At 60.2% G+C, this 16,587-nt stretch carries 17 protein-coding genes; 12 read left to right on the top strand and 5 right to left on the bottom strand.

Annotation, left to right across the window (positions count from 1 at the left end):
• Positions 1–19 precede the first annotated feature (19 nt).
• Both ACU0FH_RS06420 and ACU0FH_RS06415 read right to left on the bottom strand, forming a co-directional pair.
• Complete coding sequence (locus ACU0FH_RS06420; protein ID WP_446193865.1) at positions 20–793, bottom strand: transporter substrate-binding domain-containing protein; 774 nt, start codon at positions 791–793, stop codon at positions 20–22.
• A gap of 20 nt (positions 794–813) precedes the next feature.
• Positions 814–1,614, bottom strand: coding sequence for an ABC transporter ATP-binding protein (locus tag ACU0FH_RS06415; protein ID WP_446193864.1), 801 nt, complete (start codon positions 1,612–1,614; stop codon positions 814–816).
• 86 nt (positions 1,615–1,700) lie between these two features.
• Here ACU0FH_RS06415 and ACU0FH_RS06410 point away from each other — a divergent pair, with 86 nt between their 5' ends.
• Genes ACU0FH_RS06410 through ACU0FH_RS06400 form a run of 3 tightly spaced genes read left to right on the top strand, consistent with a single transcriptional unit; the run spans position 1,701 to position 4,366 of the window.
• A complete protein-coding gene (locus tag ACU0FH_RS06410) occupies positions 1,701–2,351 on the top strand; it encodes a TetR/AcrR family transcriptional regulator (protein WP_446193863.1) in 651 nt (216 codons plus the stop codon).
• The gene (locus ACU0FH_RS06405) at positions 2,348–3,535 is read left to right on the top strand and encodes a pyridoxal phosphate-dependent aminotransferase (RefSeq protein WP_446193862.1); all 1,188 of its coding nucleotides are present in this window, start codon (positions 2,348–2,350) and stop codon (positions 3,533–3,535) included. Before ACU0FH_RS06410 ends, ACU0FH_RS06405 begins: the two co-directional genes overlap by 4 nt.
• Positions 3,536–3,574: 39 nt before the next feature.
• Complete coding sequence (locus ACU0FH_RS06400; RefSeq protein ID WP_446193861.1) at positions 3,575–4,366, top strand: dimethylarginine dimethylaminohydrolase family protein; 792 nt, start codon at positions 3,575–3,577, stop codon at positions 4,364–4,366.
• Here the strand turns inward: ACU0FH_RS06400 and ACU0FH_RS06395 are convergent.
• A complete protein-coding gene (locus ACU0FH_RS06395; protein WP_446193860.1) occupies positions 4,363–5,316 on the bottom strand; it encodes a 5-oxoprolinase subunit C family protein in 954 nt (317 codons plus the stop codon). The genes ACU0FH_RS06400 and ACU0FH_RS06395 overlap by 4 nt on opposite strands.
• Complete coding sequence (pxpB, locus tag ACU0FH_RS06390; protein ID WP_446193859.1) at positions 5,313–6,053, bottom strand: 5-oxoprolinase subunit PxpB; 741 nt, start codon at positions 6,051–6,053, stop codon at positions 5,313–5,315. Before pxpB ends, ACU0FH_RS06395 begins: the two co-directional genes overlap by 4 nt.
• A gap of 264 nt (positions 6,054–6,317) precedes the next feature.
• On the opposite strand from pxpB, the gene ACU0FH_RS06385 reads away from it, so the two are divergent.
• The 3 genes from ACU0FH_RS06385 to ACU0FH_RS06375 are packed head-to-tail and all read left to right on the top strand — an operon-like array spanning position 6,318 to position 8,991.
• Positions 6,318–6,731 carry a VOC family protein gene (locus ACU0FH_RS06385; protein WP_238370802.1) on the top strand — a complete coding sequence of 138 codons (414 nt, stop codon included), beginning with the start codon at positions 6,318–6,320 and terminating at the stop codon, positions 6,729–6,731.
• Between the two features lie 29 nt (positions 6,732–6,760).
• Positions 6,761–7,714, top strand: coding sequence for an NAD(P)-dependent oxidoreductase (locus tag ACU0FH_RS06380; RefSeq protein WP_446193858.1), 954 nt, complete (start codon positions 6,761–6,763; stop codon positions 7,712–7,714).
• Positions 7,711–8,991, top strand: coding sequence for a hydantoinase/carbamoylase family amidase (locus ACU0FH_RS06375; protein WP_446193857.1), 1,281 nt, complete (start codon positions 7,711–7,713; stop codon positions 8,989–8,991). The genes ACU0FH_RS06380 and ACU0FH_RS06375 overlap by 4 nt, the downstream gene beginning before the upstream one ends.
• Before the next feature lie 4 nt (positions 8,992–8,995).
• Here ACU0FH_RS06375 and ACU0FH_RS06370 read toward each other — a convergent pair whose 3' ends face one another.
• Positions 8,996–9,766 (bottom strand): LamB/YcsF family protein, encoded by a 771-nt coding sequence (locus ACU0FH_RS06370; RefSeq protein WP_446193856.1) that lies wholly within the window; start codon positions 9,764–9,766, stop codon positions 8,996–8,998.
• Positions 9,767–9,950: 184 nt separating this feature from the next.
• Here ACU0FH_RS06370 and ACU0FH_RS06365 point away from each other — a divergent pair, with 184 nt between their 5' ends.
• The 6 genes from ACU0FH_RS06365 (at position 9,951) to ACU0FH_RS06340 (ending at position 16,578) form a co-directional block, all read left to right on the top strand.
• Positions 9,951–10,610, top strand: coding sequence for a GntR family transcriptional regulator (locus ACU0FH_RS06365; RefSeq protein WP_446193855.1), 660 nt, complete (start codon positions 9,951–9,953; stop codon positions 10,608–10,610).
• Positions 10,611–10,937: 327 nt separating this feature from the next.
• Positions 10,938–12,029, top strand: a complete 1,092-nt coding sequence (locus tag ACU0FH_RS06360) for an ABC transporter ATP-binding protein (protein ID WP_446193854.1) — start codon at positions 10,938–10,940, stop codon at positions 12,027–12,029.
• Positions 12,030–12,057: 28 nt separating this feature from the next.
• A complete protein-coding gene (locus ACU0FH_RS06355) occupies positions 12,058–13,164 on the top strand; it encodes an ABC transporter substrate-binding protein (protein WP_446193853.1) in 1,107 nt (368 codons plus the stop codon).
• Positions 13,165–13,274: 110 nt separating this feature from the next.
• Complete coding sequence (locus ACU0FH_RS06350; protein ID WP_446194157.1) at positions 13,275–14,174, top strand: ABC transporter permease; 900 nt, start codon at positions 13,275–13,277, stop codon at positions 14,172–14,174.
• A 1-nt stretch (position 14,175) separates the two neighbouring features.
• On the top strand, positions 14,176–14,970 hold the full coding sequence (locus tag ACU0FH_RS06345; RefSeq protein WP_088632056.1) for an ABC transporter permease: 795 nt from the start codon (positions 14,176–14,178) through the stop codon (positions 14,968–14,970).
• A gap of 18 nt (positions 14,971–14,988) precedes the next feature.
• Positions 14,989–16,578 (top strand): amidohydrolase, encoded by a 1,590-nt coding sequence (locus ACU0FH_RS06340; RefSeq protein ID WP_446193852.1) that lies wholly within the window; start codon positions 14,989–14,991, stop codon positions 16,576–16,578.
• Positions 16,579–16,587: the final 9 nt, after the last annotated feature.

The following is a 16,587-nucleotide window of genomic DNA, read 5'->3' as shown; positions in this document are numbered from 1 at the left end:
TCAGGAGATCAGACACGGATCAGCCGCCGTAGATGCTCGTGGAGAAGTACTTGGAGGTGATTTCCTCATGCGTCCCGTCTTCGAGAATCTTGGCGATGCCCGCGTTCAATTTTTCACGCAGTTCGTCTTCGCCCTTGCGCACGCCTGCGCCGACGCCGAGACCAAGGATCGACGGATCGTCGGCCACCGCACCCTTGATTTCGCAGCACGCACCGGCATCGGATTCGATGAATGCGCTCATCGCGATGCTGTCGGCCTGTGTCGCGTCGATACGGCCCGAAACCAGATCCTGGTTTGCTTCGTCCTGCGTCTGATAGATACGGATTTCAGCCGCATCGGTGAAATACTTCTGCGCATAGTTCTGGTGGATGGTCGATGCCTGAACACCAAGGATCTTGCCCGCCAGCGATTCTGGCGTCGGTTCGATATCCATCGACTTGTCGGCCACGATCACGGTCGGCGTGTTGTAATACGGGTCCGAGAAATCGATCGTTTTCTGACGCTCTTCGGTGATCGACATAGAGGTCATGATCACGTCGATCTGCTTGCCGGTCAGCGCGGGAATGATCCCGTCCCAGGCGGTCGGCGTGATTTCGCATTCCAGTTCGGCCGCATCGCAGACAGCCTTGATGATCTCGATTTCCCAGCCTTCCCATTCACCGGCGCTGTTGACCGAGGAAAACGGCGGGTAAGGTTCAGCCGCAACGCCAACCTTGATCGGGTCAGCGGCAACCGCACCGGCGGTCAGCATGGCGGCTGTCGCGGTTGCGGCAAGAGTTTTCAGGAATGTCATCGGTAGTCTCCCTTAGTTGGTTAGTTGATTGACATGAGAAATTGTTGAAGCCGTTCGGACTTGGGCGCATCAAAAACTTGGGCGGGCGCACCCTGTTCCTCAATCCGGCCTTGGTAGAGATAAACCACGTGGTCGGCCACCTCGCGGGCAAATTTCATCTCGTGTGTAACCAGCAGCATGGTACGCCCTTCGGCGGCAAGGTCGCGGATTACGGTCAAAACCTCACCGACCAGTTCAGGGTCAAGCGCACTTGTTGGTTCGTCGAAAAGCATGACATCTGGGTCAACCGCCAGCGCACGGGCAATTGCGGCGCGCTGCTGTTGTCCGCCCGACAGATAGGCCGGATAGACATCGGCCTTGTCCCCCAGCCCGACACGCTTCAGCAGGCTCTGCGCCTTTTCGATTGCCTCGGCGCGGGGTTGCTTGAGCACGTGCACCGGCACTTCGATCACGTTTTCCAGCAGCGTCCGGTGCGTCCATAGATTGAAAGACTGGAAAACCATGCCCAGACGGGTGCGGATACGTTCAAGCTGGCGGCGGTTCGAGGGCGTGCCGTCGTCCCGCATCGCGATATGCTCGCCGCCAACATAAATTCGGCCGGAGGTTGGTGTCTCGAGGAAGTTGATACACCGCAGCATCGTGGACTTGCCCGACCCGCTGCCGCCGATGATCGCGACCACGTCACCCTTGCGCGCCGTTAGGTTCACGCCCTTGAGTACTTCCAGCTCTCCGAAAGACTTGTGCAGTTCTTCGATGCGAACGGCTTCCTTATCGCGCCCCGAAGACGCAGAAGCCGGATCACCCCCTGAAAAAGAATCCATTCTTTCCCTGTCCGATTTTTCTTGTAGTAGGCACACAGTCCAGTAATTATTCAAGCGTATAATTATATTCGCTGCGAGCTGCCACCATGTCTTCCCCTCCCCGCCGAAAATTCAGGCGTGAAACTGCGTCGCAGCGCAAGGACGATCTTATTGCGGCCACCTTGCAGGTGATTTCCGAATCGGGCGTCAGGGCGGCGACCGTGCGCACCATCGCCGAAAGGGCAGAGGTGACGCAGGGGCTGATCCGCCACTACTTCTCAAGTAAGGAAGACCTGATCGCCGCGGCCTATGAACATCACATGACGCAGATGACCGATGCGGTCGCGACAGCCAAGGATGTCACGGCAGGCACTGCCCGCGACAGGCTGGCCGGTTTCGTCATGGCGTCGCTCTCGCCCCCTGTGGTGAACCCGGGCTGGGTTGCGCTCTGGTCCGGCTTTTTGAACGAGGCACTGCATGATGCCGATCTCAACAAGATCCACCAGCGCACCTACCACCACTTCCGCGACCAGCTTGAGGCGCTGATTGCAGAAGCGCTGCGCGAGACGGATCAGCCCGCGACCCCGGAACGGCTGCGCCAACTTGCTATAGCGAGCAACGGGGTGATCGACGGACTCTGGCTGGAAGGCGGCGCGCTGCCACAGGAATTCGCAACCGGCGAACTCGCAAAAATAGGACTCGATTCGGTTGCAGCCCTGACGGGGCTGGACCTGCACAGAAAGGCGATAGACACATGAAATACGCAGCGATCAACGACCGGCTCGCCAACCTTGGTGGCGCGAAATGGGCCATTCACCGGCAGGCCCGCGCCCGCGTGACCAAAGGCGAGGATATCGTCGAGCTTTGCATCGGCGAACCGGACGTGCCTGTTGCAGATGACATGATCGAAGAGGCCGTGCGTTCGATGCGGTCCGGTCGCTACACCTATTCGAACGGTCGCGGCGAACCGGGCCTGACGGCGGCGCTGGCCGAAAGATATTCCCGCACCTCCGGACGCAAAATCACGCCCGATCAAATGATCTGCCTGCCCGGCACCCAGACCGCTCTTTACCTTGCGCTGCTCGGACTGGCGCAGGAAGGCGACGAGGTGCTGGTCGGCGATCCCTACTATGCCACCTATGAAGGAGTTATCCGCTCCAGCGGCGCCGACCTGGTGAAAGTTCCATTGCTGGCTGAAAACGGCTTTCGCCTGCAAGCCAGCGATATCGAGGCGCGCATCACCCCGCGCTCCCGCGTCATCCTGCTGAACACCCCGCACAATCCGACGGGTGCGATCCTGACCGCCGCGGACATCGCCGCGATAGGCGAGGTCGCCCGCGCGCATGATCTCTGGATCATATCGGACGAAGTTTACGAAGATCTGGTCTTTGACGATGCCACCTTTTGCTCGCCACTCTCGCTCCCGGAACTGGCAGAACGCGTGATCGTCGTATCCTCGATCTCGAAAAGCCACGCCGCGCCCGGTTTTCGGAGCGGCTGGTGCGTCGGATCCCCGGAGTTCGTCGAAACCCTGCTTCCACTTGCCGAAACGATGCTGTTTGGCAGCCAGCCATTCATTGCCGACATGACAGAACTGGGCATCCGTCAGGGTTCCACCGTGGCCGAAGGCATGCGCAATCGCTATGCCTCACGCGCCCGCACGCTTGCCAGCCGTCTTTCGGATGAAACCGCACTCTGGGCACATCCACCACAGGCCGGAATGTTCATCATGGTCAATATCGCCGCCACCGGCATTCCCAGCGATGTTTTTGCCCAGCGCCTGCTGGACGAGGCCGGGCTGGCCGTCATGCCCGGAAGCTCCTTTGGTGACACCGTCCGTGACTGGATCCGCATCGCACTGACCGTTGAGGATGAGCGTTTCTACGAAGGCGTCGAAAGACTGATCGCCTTTGCCCGGCAATTCGACGCTGTCAGCGCCTGACACCTTTCACCAAAAGAACCCAGCAAGAGTATATACCGAATGCCAAGCCCTTCGACCGAATTTACCCACGCCATCACCCGCCGTCCCGCGCAAAGCGTTGTGAACGGGCTGCGCGCCGAAGACTCCGGCACGCCCGATCTCGAAAACATGCTCGCGGCCCATGCCGACTATGTGGCGACGCTGAAATCCACCGGTTCAACCGTAATCGAACTCGATGCGCTGAAGGACTACCCCGATGCGCTGTTCGTCGAGGACACTGCACTTTGCCTGCCGCAGGGCGCGATCCTGATGCGGCCCGGCGCGCCATCGCGCATGGGCGAAGTGTCCGAAATGGCCCCAACCCTGCGCGACCTCTACTCCGACATCCGCGAAATCAAGGGTCCGGGGCATATCGAAGGTGGCGACATCCTCGTCACCGGACGCGAAGTGCTCGTGGGACGCTCGGCCCGCACCGATGCCGAAGGCGTTGCCGAACTGCGCGCGATCCTGTCGGACTGGGGCCATTCCCTGCGGGAAGTCTTCACGCCCGAAGGCGTGCTCCACTTCAAAACCGACTGCTCCCTGCTCGACGCAGAAACTGTGCTGGCAACCCGGCGGCTGGCGGACTCCGGCTGCTTTGAGGGCTATAGCATTATTTACGTCGCCGAAGGCGAAGAAGCCGCTGCCAATGCGATCCGGTTCAACGACCTAGTTATCATGCCCGCAGGCTTCCCGCGCACGGCAGAAACTGTCCGCGAGGCTGGCTACAAAGTCCGAGAAATTGCCAACAGCGAGTGCGCCAAGATCGACGGCGGCATGTCCTGCCTGTCCCTGCGTTTTACCCCGAGCTAACCCGGCAAGGGATCGTTCGGCGCGAGGTTTTCCAGCGCCGAACGGCGCATTTCGGCCGCTTCGCGCACCATTTCCTCGGCTTGCTCGACCGTAGCAGCCCGGAACCTGACAGCCTTGCCCGAAGGTGTTTGAACCAGACGACCCAGATCGGCGCTGGCAACGGTGGCGATCTTTGGGAAGCCGCCCGTTGTCTGTCGATCCGCCATCAACACGATCAAACGGCCAGATGGCGGCACCTGTATCGATCCCATAAGCGTTCCGTCAGACACGATATCATGACCGCCGGCGGCGTGAATTTCCGGCCCGTCTAGCATCATCGCCATCCGGTCCCGCTGTTGCGAAACCTGGAACTCTCGACCGAAGAGGCGCGAAAAAGCGTCTGCATCGAAACAATCGTCCTGTGGCCCCGGAACCAGCGAGATCGGTCCGCCCCGCAGCCTTATCGGTTTGACCAGCTTTTTCGGCTCGGCCCCGGTGTCGGAGCCAAGCGGCAAGACATCACCGGTTCGCAAGACCCGCCCATCAAGGCCGCCAACACCGCTGCGCAGATGAGTGGACCGGCTCCCCATGACAGGCGGGCAGGTCACGCCTCCGCCTATGGCGATATAGCCCCAAACGCCACTGCGCATCGCACCGATCTCAAGTTCGCTTCCCGCAGGCGCGCGCCATGAAGACCAAGGTGAGATCGGCTTGCCATTCAGCGCAACCGGCACGTCGCCTCCGGTAACCGCGATCAAGCATTCATCAGCTAAAGAAAACCGGCCGCCGATCAAAGCGAATTCCACCCCGGCTGCACCGGGCACATTTCCGACAAGCGCATTTGCGGCCTCGAAGGCGTCGCGGTCCATCGGCCCAGATCCGGACACGCCGAAACGCAAAAAACCGCGTCGGCCACCATCCTGAACGGTCATCATGGGACCCGCGTTCAAGATGCGCATGGTCCTGCTCATGCGGGGGTCTCCCGGATCACGTCCGGGCTCTCTCCCCGGGACACCCGGGCGCTCAGATCTTCGAACTCGACCTCGTCTATGCGGCGAAACCAGAGACTGTCGCCCGCGTCCAGCAGAAAGGGGTCCGATCGCCGAGGGTCAAAGAGCCGAAGCGGCGTTTGGCCAATGAAATGCCACGCGCTCGGGCCGGCAACCGAATTGACGCTGGCTTGCTTGCCACCAATTCCGACGGCCCCTGCCGGAACGAGTTGGCGGGGCACCGGCTTGCGCGGCATTGCAAGCTGCTGGGGCAAGCCGCCGAGATAGGCGAACCCCGGGGCGAAGCCGATCATGTAAACTCGATATTCAACCGACATGTGCAGTGCGATCAGTTCTTCGCGATCCATACCCTTGGTCTCGACCAGGTCGTCCAGATCTAGGCAAGCATCGCCACCGTAATAGACAGGTATTTCGATCCTGCGTCCCAGTTGATCCGAGGGTCTGATCCGGGTCAGACAAGTCCGAATATGAGCGGTCATCTCCCGCGCAGAGGTCACAAGCGGATCATAGGCCACCAGCGCCGAACGATATGTCGGCAGCGCCTCCTGCATTCCTTCCGGCGGCTCGGCATCCAAGGCCGATGCGAGTGCCAGCGCGACTGTGTTCGCCTGCTCATCCACATCGCGTGAGAACTCGACACAAATCGCGCTGTCGCCACAGCTCAAGAACCGGGCATCGCGCAGCATATCCGAAATCAATACCAGCTCCTTTTAACTTTGCCCAATACGTTCCCCGGTTTCATTTCAGTCTTGCGCTGCATTCAGATCCGCTAAAGGCGCGCAGCGACCATCAGAAAAACGTCTTGAGGTGTCAGCCGCAACCAATGTTTAAGCACCTGAAAAAAGATTTGGCTCCTAGGCACCCTAAAACCTTGAAACCAGCCGGATACCATTGGTATACCAAGGTCGAAACCATGTCACCCTCGGTGGTGTCCCCAAACCTTGCCAGCGGCAGGAGAGATTATGCCTTCACTGTTTCACCTCGCCTACCACGTAACGGATCTGGATGCTGCCCGCCGATTTTACGGCGACATCCTGGGCTGCACCGAAGGCCGCAGCACCGAGACCTGGGTCGATTTCGACTTTTTCGGGCACCAGATTTCCCTGCATCTCGGGGAGCCGTTCAAAACGACCCGTACCGGCAAGGTCGGCGATCACATGGTGATGATGCCCCATCTCGGGCTCGTCCTGCCGCTGGACGAATGGAAAGCTGTCGCTGACCGACTTGGCGCGGCAGGCATCGAATTCGACATTCCTCCGGTCATTCGTTTCGAAGGTGAACCCGGCGAACAGCGCACCATGTTCTTTTTCGACCCTTCGGGAAACCCTATTGAAATCAAGGGATTTGCGGATTTCGACTCCGTTTTTGCCAAGTGAACTCAGGGCCTGAAGACACGGTACCGCCGATGAAATGCCTCGTCACGCAGCCCATTCATGAATCCGGTCTGGCAAAGCTGCGATTGGCAGGGATCGAACCGATTATTGCCCGCTCAACCCAAGTCGAAGTGCTGCGAGACCTGATCGCCGATTGCGATGGTGTCATCACGCGGAACTTTGGCCTGCCAGCCGACCTGATAAGCGCGGCGCCGCGCCTGCGCGTCATCTCGGTGCATGGCGCCGGGCACGAACAGGTGGACAAACCCGCCGCCGACAAGGCTGGCATCATTGTCTGCAATGCCCCGGGTGCCAACGCACGTTCGGTCAGCGAATTGACCATTGGGCTGGCTCTCGCAGCTGCGCGACTGATCCTGCCCGCAGATCGGGCCGCCCGCCTGCATGACGAAGGCTTCAGGGATCGGTCCCTGACCCGCGAACTCTTTGGCAAGAACGCCCTTATCGTTGGGTGGGGCGCGACGGGCAAAGGAGTCGGTAAGATCCTGCGCGACAGTTTTGACATGACGGTCACCGTCTACTCACCCCGCTCCCCCGAGATTGATCCGGGTTTTCACCGCAGCACCGACCTTGGCAAAGCCGCGGCCCAGGCCGATCTCATCTCTCTGCACACCAATCTACGTCCGGAAACGCAGCACTTGGTCTCAACCGAAATCCTGAACTGTGTGAAACCCGGCGCGATCTTCGTCAACGTCGCCCGTGCCGGTCTTGTCGATGAAGAGGCATTGGTTCAGGCATTGCAGACAGGCAAGCTCCACAGCGCGGCCCTTGATGTTTATTCAGATACGGCGCCTGTAGGTCCGCTTGGCCAGATGGACAACGTGATACTGACCCCGCATCTCGGCGGCGCCACCGAAGAATCGATGATCCGCGTCGCTGAAAGGGCGGTCGAGAACCTGCTTGACGTACTGTGCCGCAAACAACGCCCAGAAGCGACCGTTAACAATCCCGGAAGCACACAGGAATGACGGATTCCGTCAGCGATATGATTGCGCGAGTACTAGACCGGGTAAACCGGATCGGCGCGTCAAACCCCGGCTGGACCCGCCCGAGCTACAGCGCTGAAGAAACGCAGGCCCACGAAGTCATTGCCGATGAAGCCGGCCGCCTCGGCCTCCATGTTTCCCGCGATGCTGGCGGAAACCTCTTCGCCCGCCTGCCTGGCGCTAAAAAGAGACTCCCTGATCTTTACAGCGGCTCCCATCTCGACACGGTCCCAAGCGGAGGCGCCTTTGACGGTGTCGCCGGAGTGGCCGGAGCGATTGCGCTTGCCGCCCATTTCGTGGAACGCGGCGAAACCCTTCCTTTCGATCTGGTCGTATCTGTCATCAGGGCCGAAGAAAGCGTCTGGTTCCCGGCCTCCTACATAGGATCGCGCGCGGCGCTTGCGCGACTTGAGGAGCCCGAGCTCTCAATTTGCCGTGCCGATACCGGCCGGACGCTGGCCGACCATATGGGCGAACAGGGGGGCGACCCAGACGCCGTGATCGGCCATCGCGGCCTTAAGACTGCGCGATTCCTCGAGATGCATATCGAACAGGGCCCGGTCCTTCACGAAGCCGGTCACGCCTTTGCCACTGTCGACGGCATTCGTGGCAGCCTCCGCTACCGCTTTGCCCGGATCGAAGGAGCGTGGGGCCATTCAGGGGGCGTGCCGCGTCACCTCAGATCGGACACGGTCTTTGGGCTCGCCGACCTCATCGGAATGCTGGACAGGGACTGGGCCGAAATCGAAGAAAATGGCAAAGATCTCGCCATCACCGTAGGTCGCATTGATGCCGCCACCCCCGACCACGCCTTTGCAAAGGTCCCCGGACAGGTCGAGTTCTGTCTTGACCTGCGAAGCGATTCGACCGCGCTACTTGAACACATGGACGCCAGACTAAAGGGCTTCGCCGCGCATATAGAACAGGAGAGGGGCGTGCGCTTCGATTTCGGCCCGCAGTCGCGCAGCCGCCCTGCGCGGCTAGACGGCGAAATGCGCGATGCGTTTCATGCTCAGGCCAAAGCCCGTGGCCTGGATGTCCCGACGCTGGCCTCGGGCGGCGGGCATGATGCCGCCGCTTTCGCCGATGCCGGATGGCAATCCGCCATGGTTTTCCTGCGCAACTGGAACGGCAGCCATACGCCGGACGAAGGCATGGACTCGAAAGATCTTGCCGAAGCCGTGCGCTGCATCGCCGCGACTCTGACGGAAAACCCGATGTTCGCCAACCCAAGTGACGTTGAGGCCACTCCGACCTGACAGATCAACGGATGTGAAACGGCCCGATTGTCACGCCTTCACGTTCAAGCGCCTCTCGCAGGCGCGATGCGATCTGAACCGCCGTAGGCGTATCTCCGTGAATGCAAAGCGTATCCGGCTTCACCGATAGCTTCTTGCCGCCGGTCGTCGGAATATATCCGTCCACCACCATGTGCAGAACTTGTTTCAGGCTTTCCTCCGGATCGTGGATGACGGCGCCGGGCTGGCTGCGGGGCGTCAGGTGCCCCTGATCCGTATAGCTCCGGTCCGCGTAGATTTCGCAGGCCACGGACAGCCCCGCCTCTTCCGCGGCCCGCATGGTTTCGCTGTAGGGTAAAGCCACGAAGAACAAGGACGGGTCGACAGATTTGACCGCATCGACACAAACGCGTGCCAGTTCGATATCTTCGGCCGCCATGTTGCCTAGCGCGCCATGGGTTTTGACATGGGTCATCTTGGCCCCGGCGGCTTCGGCCATCGTCTTGACCGCTCCGATCTGATAGATCAGCTGCGCCCTGAGCGCTTGCGGCGTGTCCCCGGTGATCCGACGCCTGCCAAATCCATAAAGGTCCATAAAGGAAGGGTGCGCGCCAATCGCGACGCCGCGTGCCTGCGCGGCCTCGATGGTCCGCGCGATCACGTCCGGGTCGCCCGCATGAAAGCCGCAGGCGATATTTGCAGAGCTCACCAGATCCAACATCGCCGCGTCGTCGCCCATCGTCCAGGCACCGAAGCTTTCCCCCATGTCGCAATTGAGGTCGATACGATGGCTCATCCTGTCGCTCCTGTCGGTTCATTAAGGCCATTTCTGGGCCAAGCCTGTTTTCAAGGCAAAGCACCTTGAAACATCGAAGTCCAGCCGCCTTGGTTATTGGGGTTCAGCATTGTGCCTGTTATGTATACCAGCGACACACCTAAGGAATACAACGATACCGGGCGGGTTAGGGAGAGACACAGTCATGTTGAAAACGTCCGAAGAGCGGCTGGCGCTCAACGCCTATGAACAGATCCTCCAGATGGTCCTGTCGGGCGAAGCGGCGCACGGTCAGATGATCAATGAACGCCGCCTTGCCGAGATGCTCGGCATTTCCCGTACGCCTGTCCGTGATGCCCTGCTCATGCTCGAAGCCGAAGGCCTTCTTGTACGGCAGGGAACACGCGGCCTCCAGATTCGCCAGATGCGGATCGAAGAGTACATGGATGCGCTGCACATCCGCCAGATTCTCGAACCCGAAGTGGCCCGACTGGCTCAGGGTCGAATTAGCCGCGAGGACCTGCAAGCAATCCGCGATCAGCTGGTCGAACTCGTCGACTCCAAGCCCTCGACCGGCGAACGCCCCGACCGCGAAAAGGTGCGCGCGGTGGATGACCTCTTGCACGGAAGCCTTGCCAAAGCCGCAGGCAATCCACAACTGGCTGATATCATAAGGACGGTGCGCCGCCGCACGCAGATTTTCGATCTGCGCTCGATCCCCCAACGGTTCGACGAAACCTGTGCCGAGCATCTTTCGATTATCGATGCGCTGCTGGAGGGCGACGCCCAGAAAGCCTCCGAGGCGATGCGGAATCACCTCGACAACGTTCAGGGCAGCATCTTGCAGACATTGGCGTCCCGCTGATTTGTGGCCACTCGATCCACCTGCCGCCCTGCAACCGTTTTCATACTAATCATTTAAATCAACACCTTGCTGCTACGGCGAAGTCATTCCTCCTGCAGTAGCCGAAATTACTCTGATATACCCGCCTGAAATTTACGCAGCGTTCGGTCCAGTTCCGAACCATCTATATGCTTTGGGTTGACCTTTGGCATACCAACGCCATACCAATTCCATATCACTGCCATCTGGTTGGTTCGGCGTCTGTATCCCTAAGTTGGTCTCAACGCGCTCCACCATGAAGGAACCACTGCCCCAACCCCGCCAATGGCGGGACAGAACGGAACCGGAATGAACACGACCAATCGCGATCTGCGCGTCACGAACCTCGAGAAATCCTTTGGCGATTTCCGCGCAATCAACAGTATCTCGCTGACGATCCGGGCAGGTGAGTTTCTCACGATCCTCGGCCCTTCGGGTTCGGGAAAGACGACCTTTCTGAACTTGGTCGCCGGGTTCTTGGAGTCCGATGGTGGCACCATGACCCTGGGTGATCGGGACATCACCCACCTGCCACCGGAAACCCGCGACTTTGGCATGGTCTTTCAGGGATACGCCCTGTTCCCGCACCTGTCGGTTTTCGACAACGTCGCTTTTCCACTGAAGGTACGCAAATGGTCGTCGGACAAGATCGCCCGGCACGTCGAAGAAGCGCTCGACCTGGTGCAGCTTGGCAACCTGCGCGACCGGATGCCGAAACAGCTTTCGGGCGGCCAGCAGCAGCGCGTCGCCCTTGCCCGCGCCATGGTATTCCGCCCCAACCTGCTGCTGCTCGACGAACCGCTCAGCGCGCTGGACAAGAAGCTGCGCGCCGAGATGCAGGAAGAGCTGAAACGTCTGCACCGTAAGGTTGGCCTCACCTTCATCTACATCACACACGATCAGGACGAAGCCCTGTCGATGTCGGACCGGGTCGTAGTCATGCGCAACGGTGTCATCGTGCAGCAGGGCCGTCCGGATGAGCTCTACAAGACCCCGCGCACCAGTTTCGTTGCCGGTTTCCTTGGCCGGAGCAATTTCCTGCGCGGCGACGTCATCTCTCGTGAGGGCGAGGAGCTTACGATCAGGAATGGTGACATCACGCTGCGCCAACATGCAGGCACGGCTACGCTTGAACCCGGCGACACGGCGCTCATCGCGCTGCGCCCCGAGGCTGTCAGCCTGATCGAAGGCGACACGCAGGCCGATAATGTGATCGAGGCGACCGTCAGCGATTCAAACTACTTCGGATCGAATTTCTCCATCACGGCCGAAACCGATCACTTCGGCACGTTCGAACTCACGATGCCCGCGGCCCAGCTGTCTCATGACCTCGCTGTCGGCAGCAGGATCCGCCTTGGTTGGCCCGCCTCGGCGGGCGTGATCGTGGAAGACGATGAATAAGCAATAACTGCAACAGGAAGGAAGAAAAGTGACACAAAGTTTCGAAGAAGACTGCGCCGATCTGATCGGCACCGAAGAAAACAAAGGCATGTCCCGCCGGGATCTGCTGAAATTCGCCGCCAGCATCGGCATCCCGATGGCACTTGTTCCGGGTATGACCCGCAAGGCCCTTGCGGCCAACGCGAAAGAAGTCGTGCTTTGCAACTGGGGCGGTGTGGCACTCGAAGTATTCGAGAAAGCCTTTGCCGAACCCTACGAGGCGCAGGGCGGCAAAATGGTCATCGATGGTTCCGGCCCCGGCACCGGCAAGATCCTCAACATGGTCATGGCGAATAACGTCACCTGGGACATCGTCGATTCCGGCATCGTGGGGCTGACCCAGCTTGGCCCGCAGGGCGCGCTTGAAGAAATCGACTATTCCATCGTCGACAAATCCAAGGTCATCCCTGAATTCGCCTATGACTACGGCGTTGTAAACTACATGTTCTCCAGCGTTCTGGCATGGGACAGCGAAAAGGTCGAAGGCACGCCAACACTGGCAGACTTCTTCGATCTAGAGAAATACCCGGGTCGCCGTCTGCTCCGCAAGGATGCGCAGGCGATGCTGGAACTCACCCTGCTCGCCGATGGCGTCGCGATCGAGGATCTCTACCCGCTCGACGTGGAACGCGCGCTGGCCAAGCTGGCCACGATCAAGGACGACCTGCTGTTCTGGGGCTCCGGCTCGGAAAGCCAGAGCCTTCTGCGCGAAGGCGAATGCGTCATGGGCATGATCTGGAACACCCGTGCCAACGTGCTCGAAAAGGAAACCGACGGCCGCATCAAGTACACGTTCGAGGGTGGCCTCCTTCAGCCCGGTCTCTGGGCCGTGCCAAAAGGCAACCCCGCCGGAAAGCAGACCGCGATGGAAGCCATCGCCTCCATGCAGGCGCCCGAAGGTCAGGTCATGGTTCTCGAAGCCATGGGCAACGGGCCGGCAAACCCTGCCGCTTCGGAACTCGTTCCCGAAGATCTGGCCGCGTCCAACCCGGCCTCGGCTGAAAACGTCGCGAAGCAAGCCCGTATCTCGGCCGACTGGTACGCCGAACACTATGCGGATGCGATGCAGGAATACCTGGATTTCATCACCTCCTGACACTCCCCCGTCGGGCGCTTCCCGGTGCCCGGCTCTACCTTCACCCCCTTAACCGGGGGTGCTTTTCTTTTCCGGCAGAACCTGGCCTCAACAAAGGATACCGCTTGACGATGGCAACGACCGGCACCTCGGCGGCACATGCGCAAAACTCCCCCGGCAGGCTGACCGTTAACAGCATAATGGGAAGCGAAGGCCGCTATTGGCTGCTAATTGCACCTGCCGTCCTTCTGATGCTCGGGTTCTACTTCTATCCGCTCGCCCGCGTCCTCTGGATGAGCTTTACCTTTCCAACCCCCGGCCTTGGCAATTACGAGGACCTGATCGACAATGCCTCGGTGCACCGGACCCTGATCACCACCGCACGCATCGGCGTGATCACCACCGGCCTGACGTTGATATTCGCCTACCTGATCAGCTACGTGCTGGTACATGCCAAGCCCAAGGTCGAACGCATCATGTTCCTTGGCGTGCTGATCCCGCTCTGGATTTCGGCTCTTGTGCGCGGTTTTTCATGGTTCATCCTGCTGCGCCGAGAAGGCACCATCAACGATGTGCTGATCAGTACCGGCATCATCGACACGCCGCTCGACCTGATCTGGAACGAGTTGGGCGTGGTCATCGGCATGGTTCACTACATGCTGCCGCTGGGCGTACTGCCGATCTACGCGAATATGCGAAATATCGACACCCGCTGCGTTGCTGCGGCCCGGGGTCTTGGTGCCTCACGAGGCGTGGCCTTCCGTAAGGTCTTCCTGCCCCTCTCCATGCCCGGCGTTATCGGCGCAGGCATCCTTGTCTTCATCTATTCGCTTGGCTTTTACGTCACGCCTGCCCTGCTCGGCGGCGGCAAGACACTGATGATCGCCGAATACATCCAGCTTCAGATCATGGACCTCGTGAACTGGGGACGCGGCGCGATGCTCGCCACCACGTTGCTGGTTACGATCCTGCTGCTCCTTGGGGTGATGAGCCGCATCATCGACCTGCGCGGTCTGTTCGGAGGCAAATGAAATGGACGGTTTCAGCTCTCAACCGATCTCACCGGCAACCCGCACGACCGCATGGGCCATCATCGCCTTTCTGGTCCTGCCGATCACCATCGTCTTTGCCGTCGCCGTCACCGACCGCGATTACCTCGCCATGCCGGTCGACGAGATATCTTTCCAGCATTACGCCAACCTGTTCACCTCGCCCGAATGGCTCCACAGCATCTGGCAAAGCTTTGTCATCGCCTTTGTCTCGACCGCCATCGCCGGTCTGCTAGGCACGCTCTGTGCCATCGGCTGCTGGCGCATTTCAAACCGGCTAAGCGAACTGGTCCGCGTTTTCATGCTGCTGCCGGTCATGGTGCCCACCATCGTCTACGCGCTTGGCATCTATCAATTCTTTGCCGAACTGCGCCTGCTCGACACCTATCTCGGGCTGATCATCGCCCATGCCGTCACCGGCCTACCTTACGTGGTGATTACCGTATCCACCTCGCTCGCCGGATTTGACGGCAAGCTCGAGCGCGCCGCTCTTGGCCTTGGCGCCAGCATGGGTCAGACCCTGCGCCTCGTGATCCTGCCCAACATCATGCCCGGCGTCGTTTCGGGGCTGATCTTTGCCTTCATCCACAGCTGGGACGAGTTGGTCATCACGCTTTTTATTGCCGGGCGCGCCGTGTTTACCCTTCCCCGCCGCATGTGGGACGGCATCAACGAAGCGCTCGACCCCACGATGGCCGCCGTCGCTGCCGTTCTGGTCGTGATCACCGTCGCCCTGCTGACGCTGGAACTGCTCCTGCGTGGCCGGGCCAAGAAGTAACTGACAGGAAAGACCCCGATGTCCATGGATACGCCGCAGAAACAGACAGCCGTCGACTGGGTGGAAGAAAACACGCCCCAGCTGTCCCTCGATCACAAGACGATCTTCGATTTCCACGAACCGTCGTGGCGCGAATACAAATCCGCCAAGTGGTACGTGGAGCGCCTGCGCGCCGAGGGTTTCACGGTTGAGGAAGGATCGGGCGGGATGCCCACCGCCTTTTGCGCGGAATGGTCCAATGGCGAAGGTCCGACCATCGGGGGCTATGCCGAATATGACGCGGTGCCCGGCATGTCGCAGGACGCGGTTCCCTATCGCGCGCCGCGCCCCGGCACCAACCGCTATGCCGCTGGCCATACGGATCCGCACTCCGGTCTCGGAATCGGGTCGTTCGCGGGTTTCCTTGCGGCCAAGCATGCGATGGAAAAGCATGACATCAAGGGCCGCCTGAAGTTCTTTGGTGAACCGGCGGAAAAGATGTGCGGATCGAAACCGGTCCACGCGACCAAGGGCTATTACAACGATCTCGACGCCGCGATCAGCTTTCACCCGCACAGCTTTGCCAACATGGGCAACAGCTGTTTCTGGGACACTCACAGCGCCCCCTACTGGAGCCGCATCTACACCTTCCGCTGCGACGAACCGGAAACATGGCAATCCAGCAAGGCCGACGGTGGGCTCGCCCACAAACACTTTACCGCCCGCGCGCCCGGCGCCATCGACGCGGTCTGCATGATGTACACCTCCGGCAAGTATATGAAGGAATCCATGCTTCCCCACCAAGGCAGCTGGAGCCTTAACGAATTCATCGTTCAAGCCGGTCAGGCCACCGCCGACAACATCGCGCCGGGCTTTTCGCAGATCCAGTATTCCCTGCGCGCGCCGCTACTCGACATGTGCGAAAGCGTCTTCGAAGTGCTCGACCGCAATGCCGAGCATTGCGCCGCGATGGCACATTGCACCGTCGAAAAGGTATGGGTCACCCGCACCCGGGCCGGTCTTCCCAACCATGCGATGGCCAGCGTCACATGGGAAAACCTGCAAAAGGTCGGCGCGCCACAATGGAACGAAAAGGCCCGTGACTTTGCCCGCGAGATCCTGTCTGGCCTCGGCTATGAAAACGTCGAAGACCCCTTCGTCCCCGAGATCCAGAAACTCACCAGCCCGCAGGATGGCGAGGCCGTGTTCCGCAAGCAGCTTCCATCGTGGCAGATGCATCTCGCAGCGGACGATTACGTCGACTATACATGGCACGCGCCAACCGTCCGCCTTTACATCGGTCGCCCGACGCTTCAGATGCCCGATGGTGCGCGCTGCCCGGAATGGGCGCGGCTTGCGATGGGCGGGGTTGCCGATTGCATCGACCCGATGTGGATCACCGCTGGCAAGGTGATCGGTGCCACCATCATCGACCTGCTCACCGACGGCGAAACACTCGACAAGGCGCAGGCCGAATTCCGCGAGCGTACCGGAGGCGGCATCGGCGGCGACAAATGGGTCGCGCCCCTGCTGCCCGCCGATTACGAACCGCCGGTCTTCTACAAATGGCCCGAATACGTCGAAACCGTTCGCGGCGAGGAATGGTCCATTCCCTACACTTTCAGCTGATCCCTAGAC

The sequence above is a fragment of the Heliomarina sp. genome, from assembly GCF_052826185.1.
The sequence above is the reverse complement of the archived record's forward strand: the minus strand, read 5'-3'. Positions and strand labels throughout refer to the sequence as shown.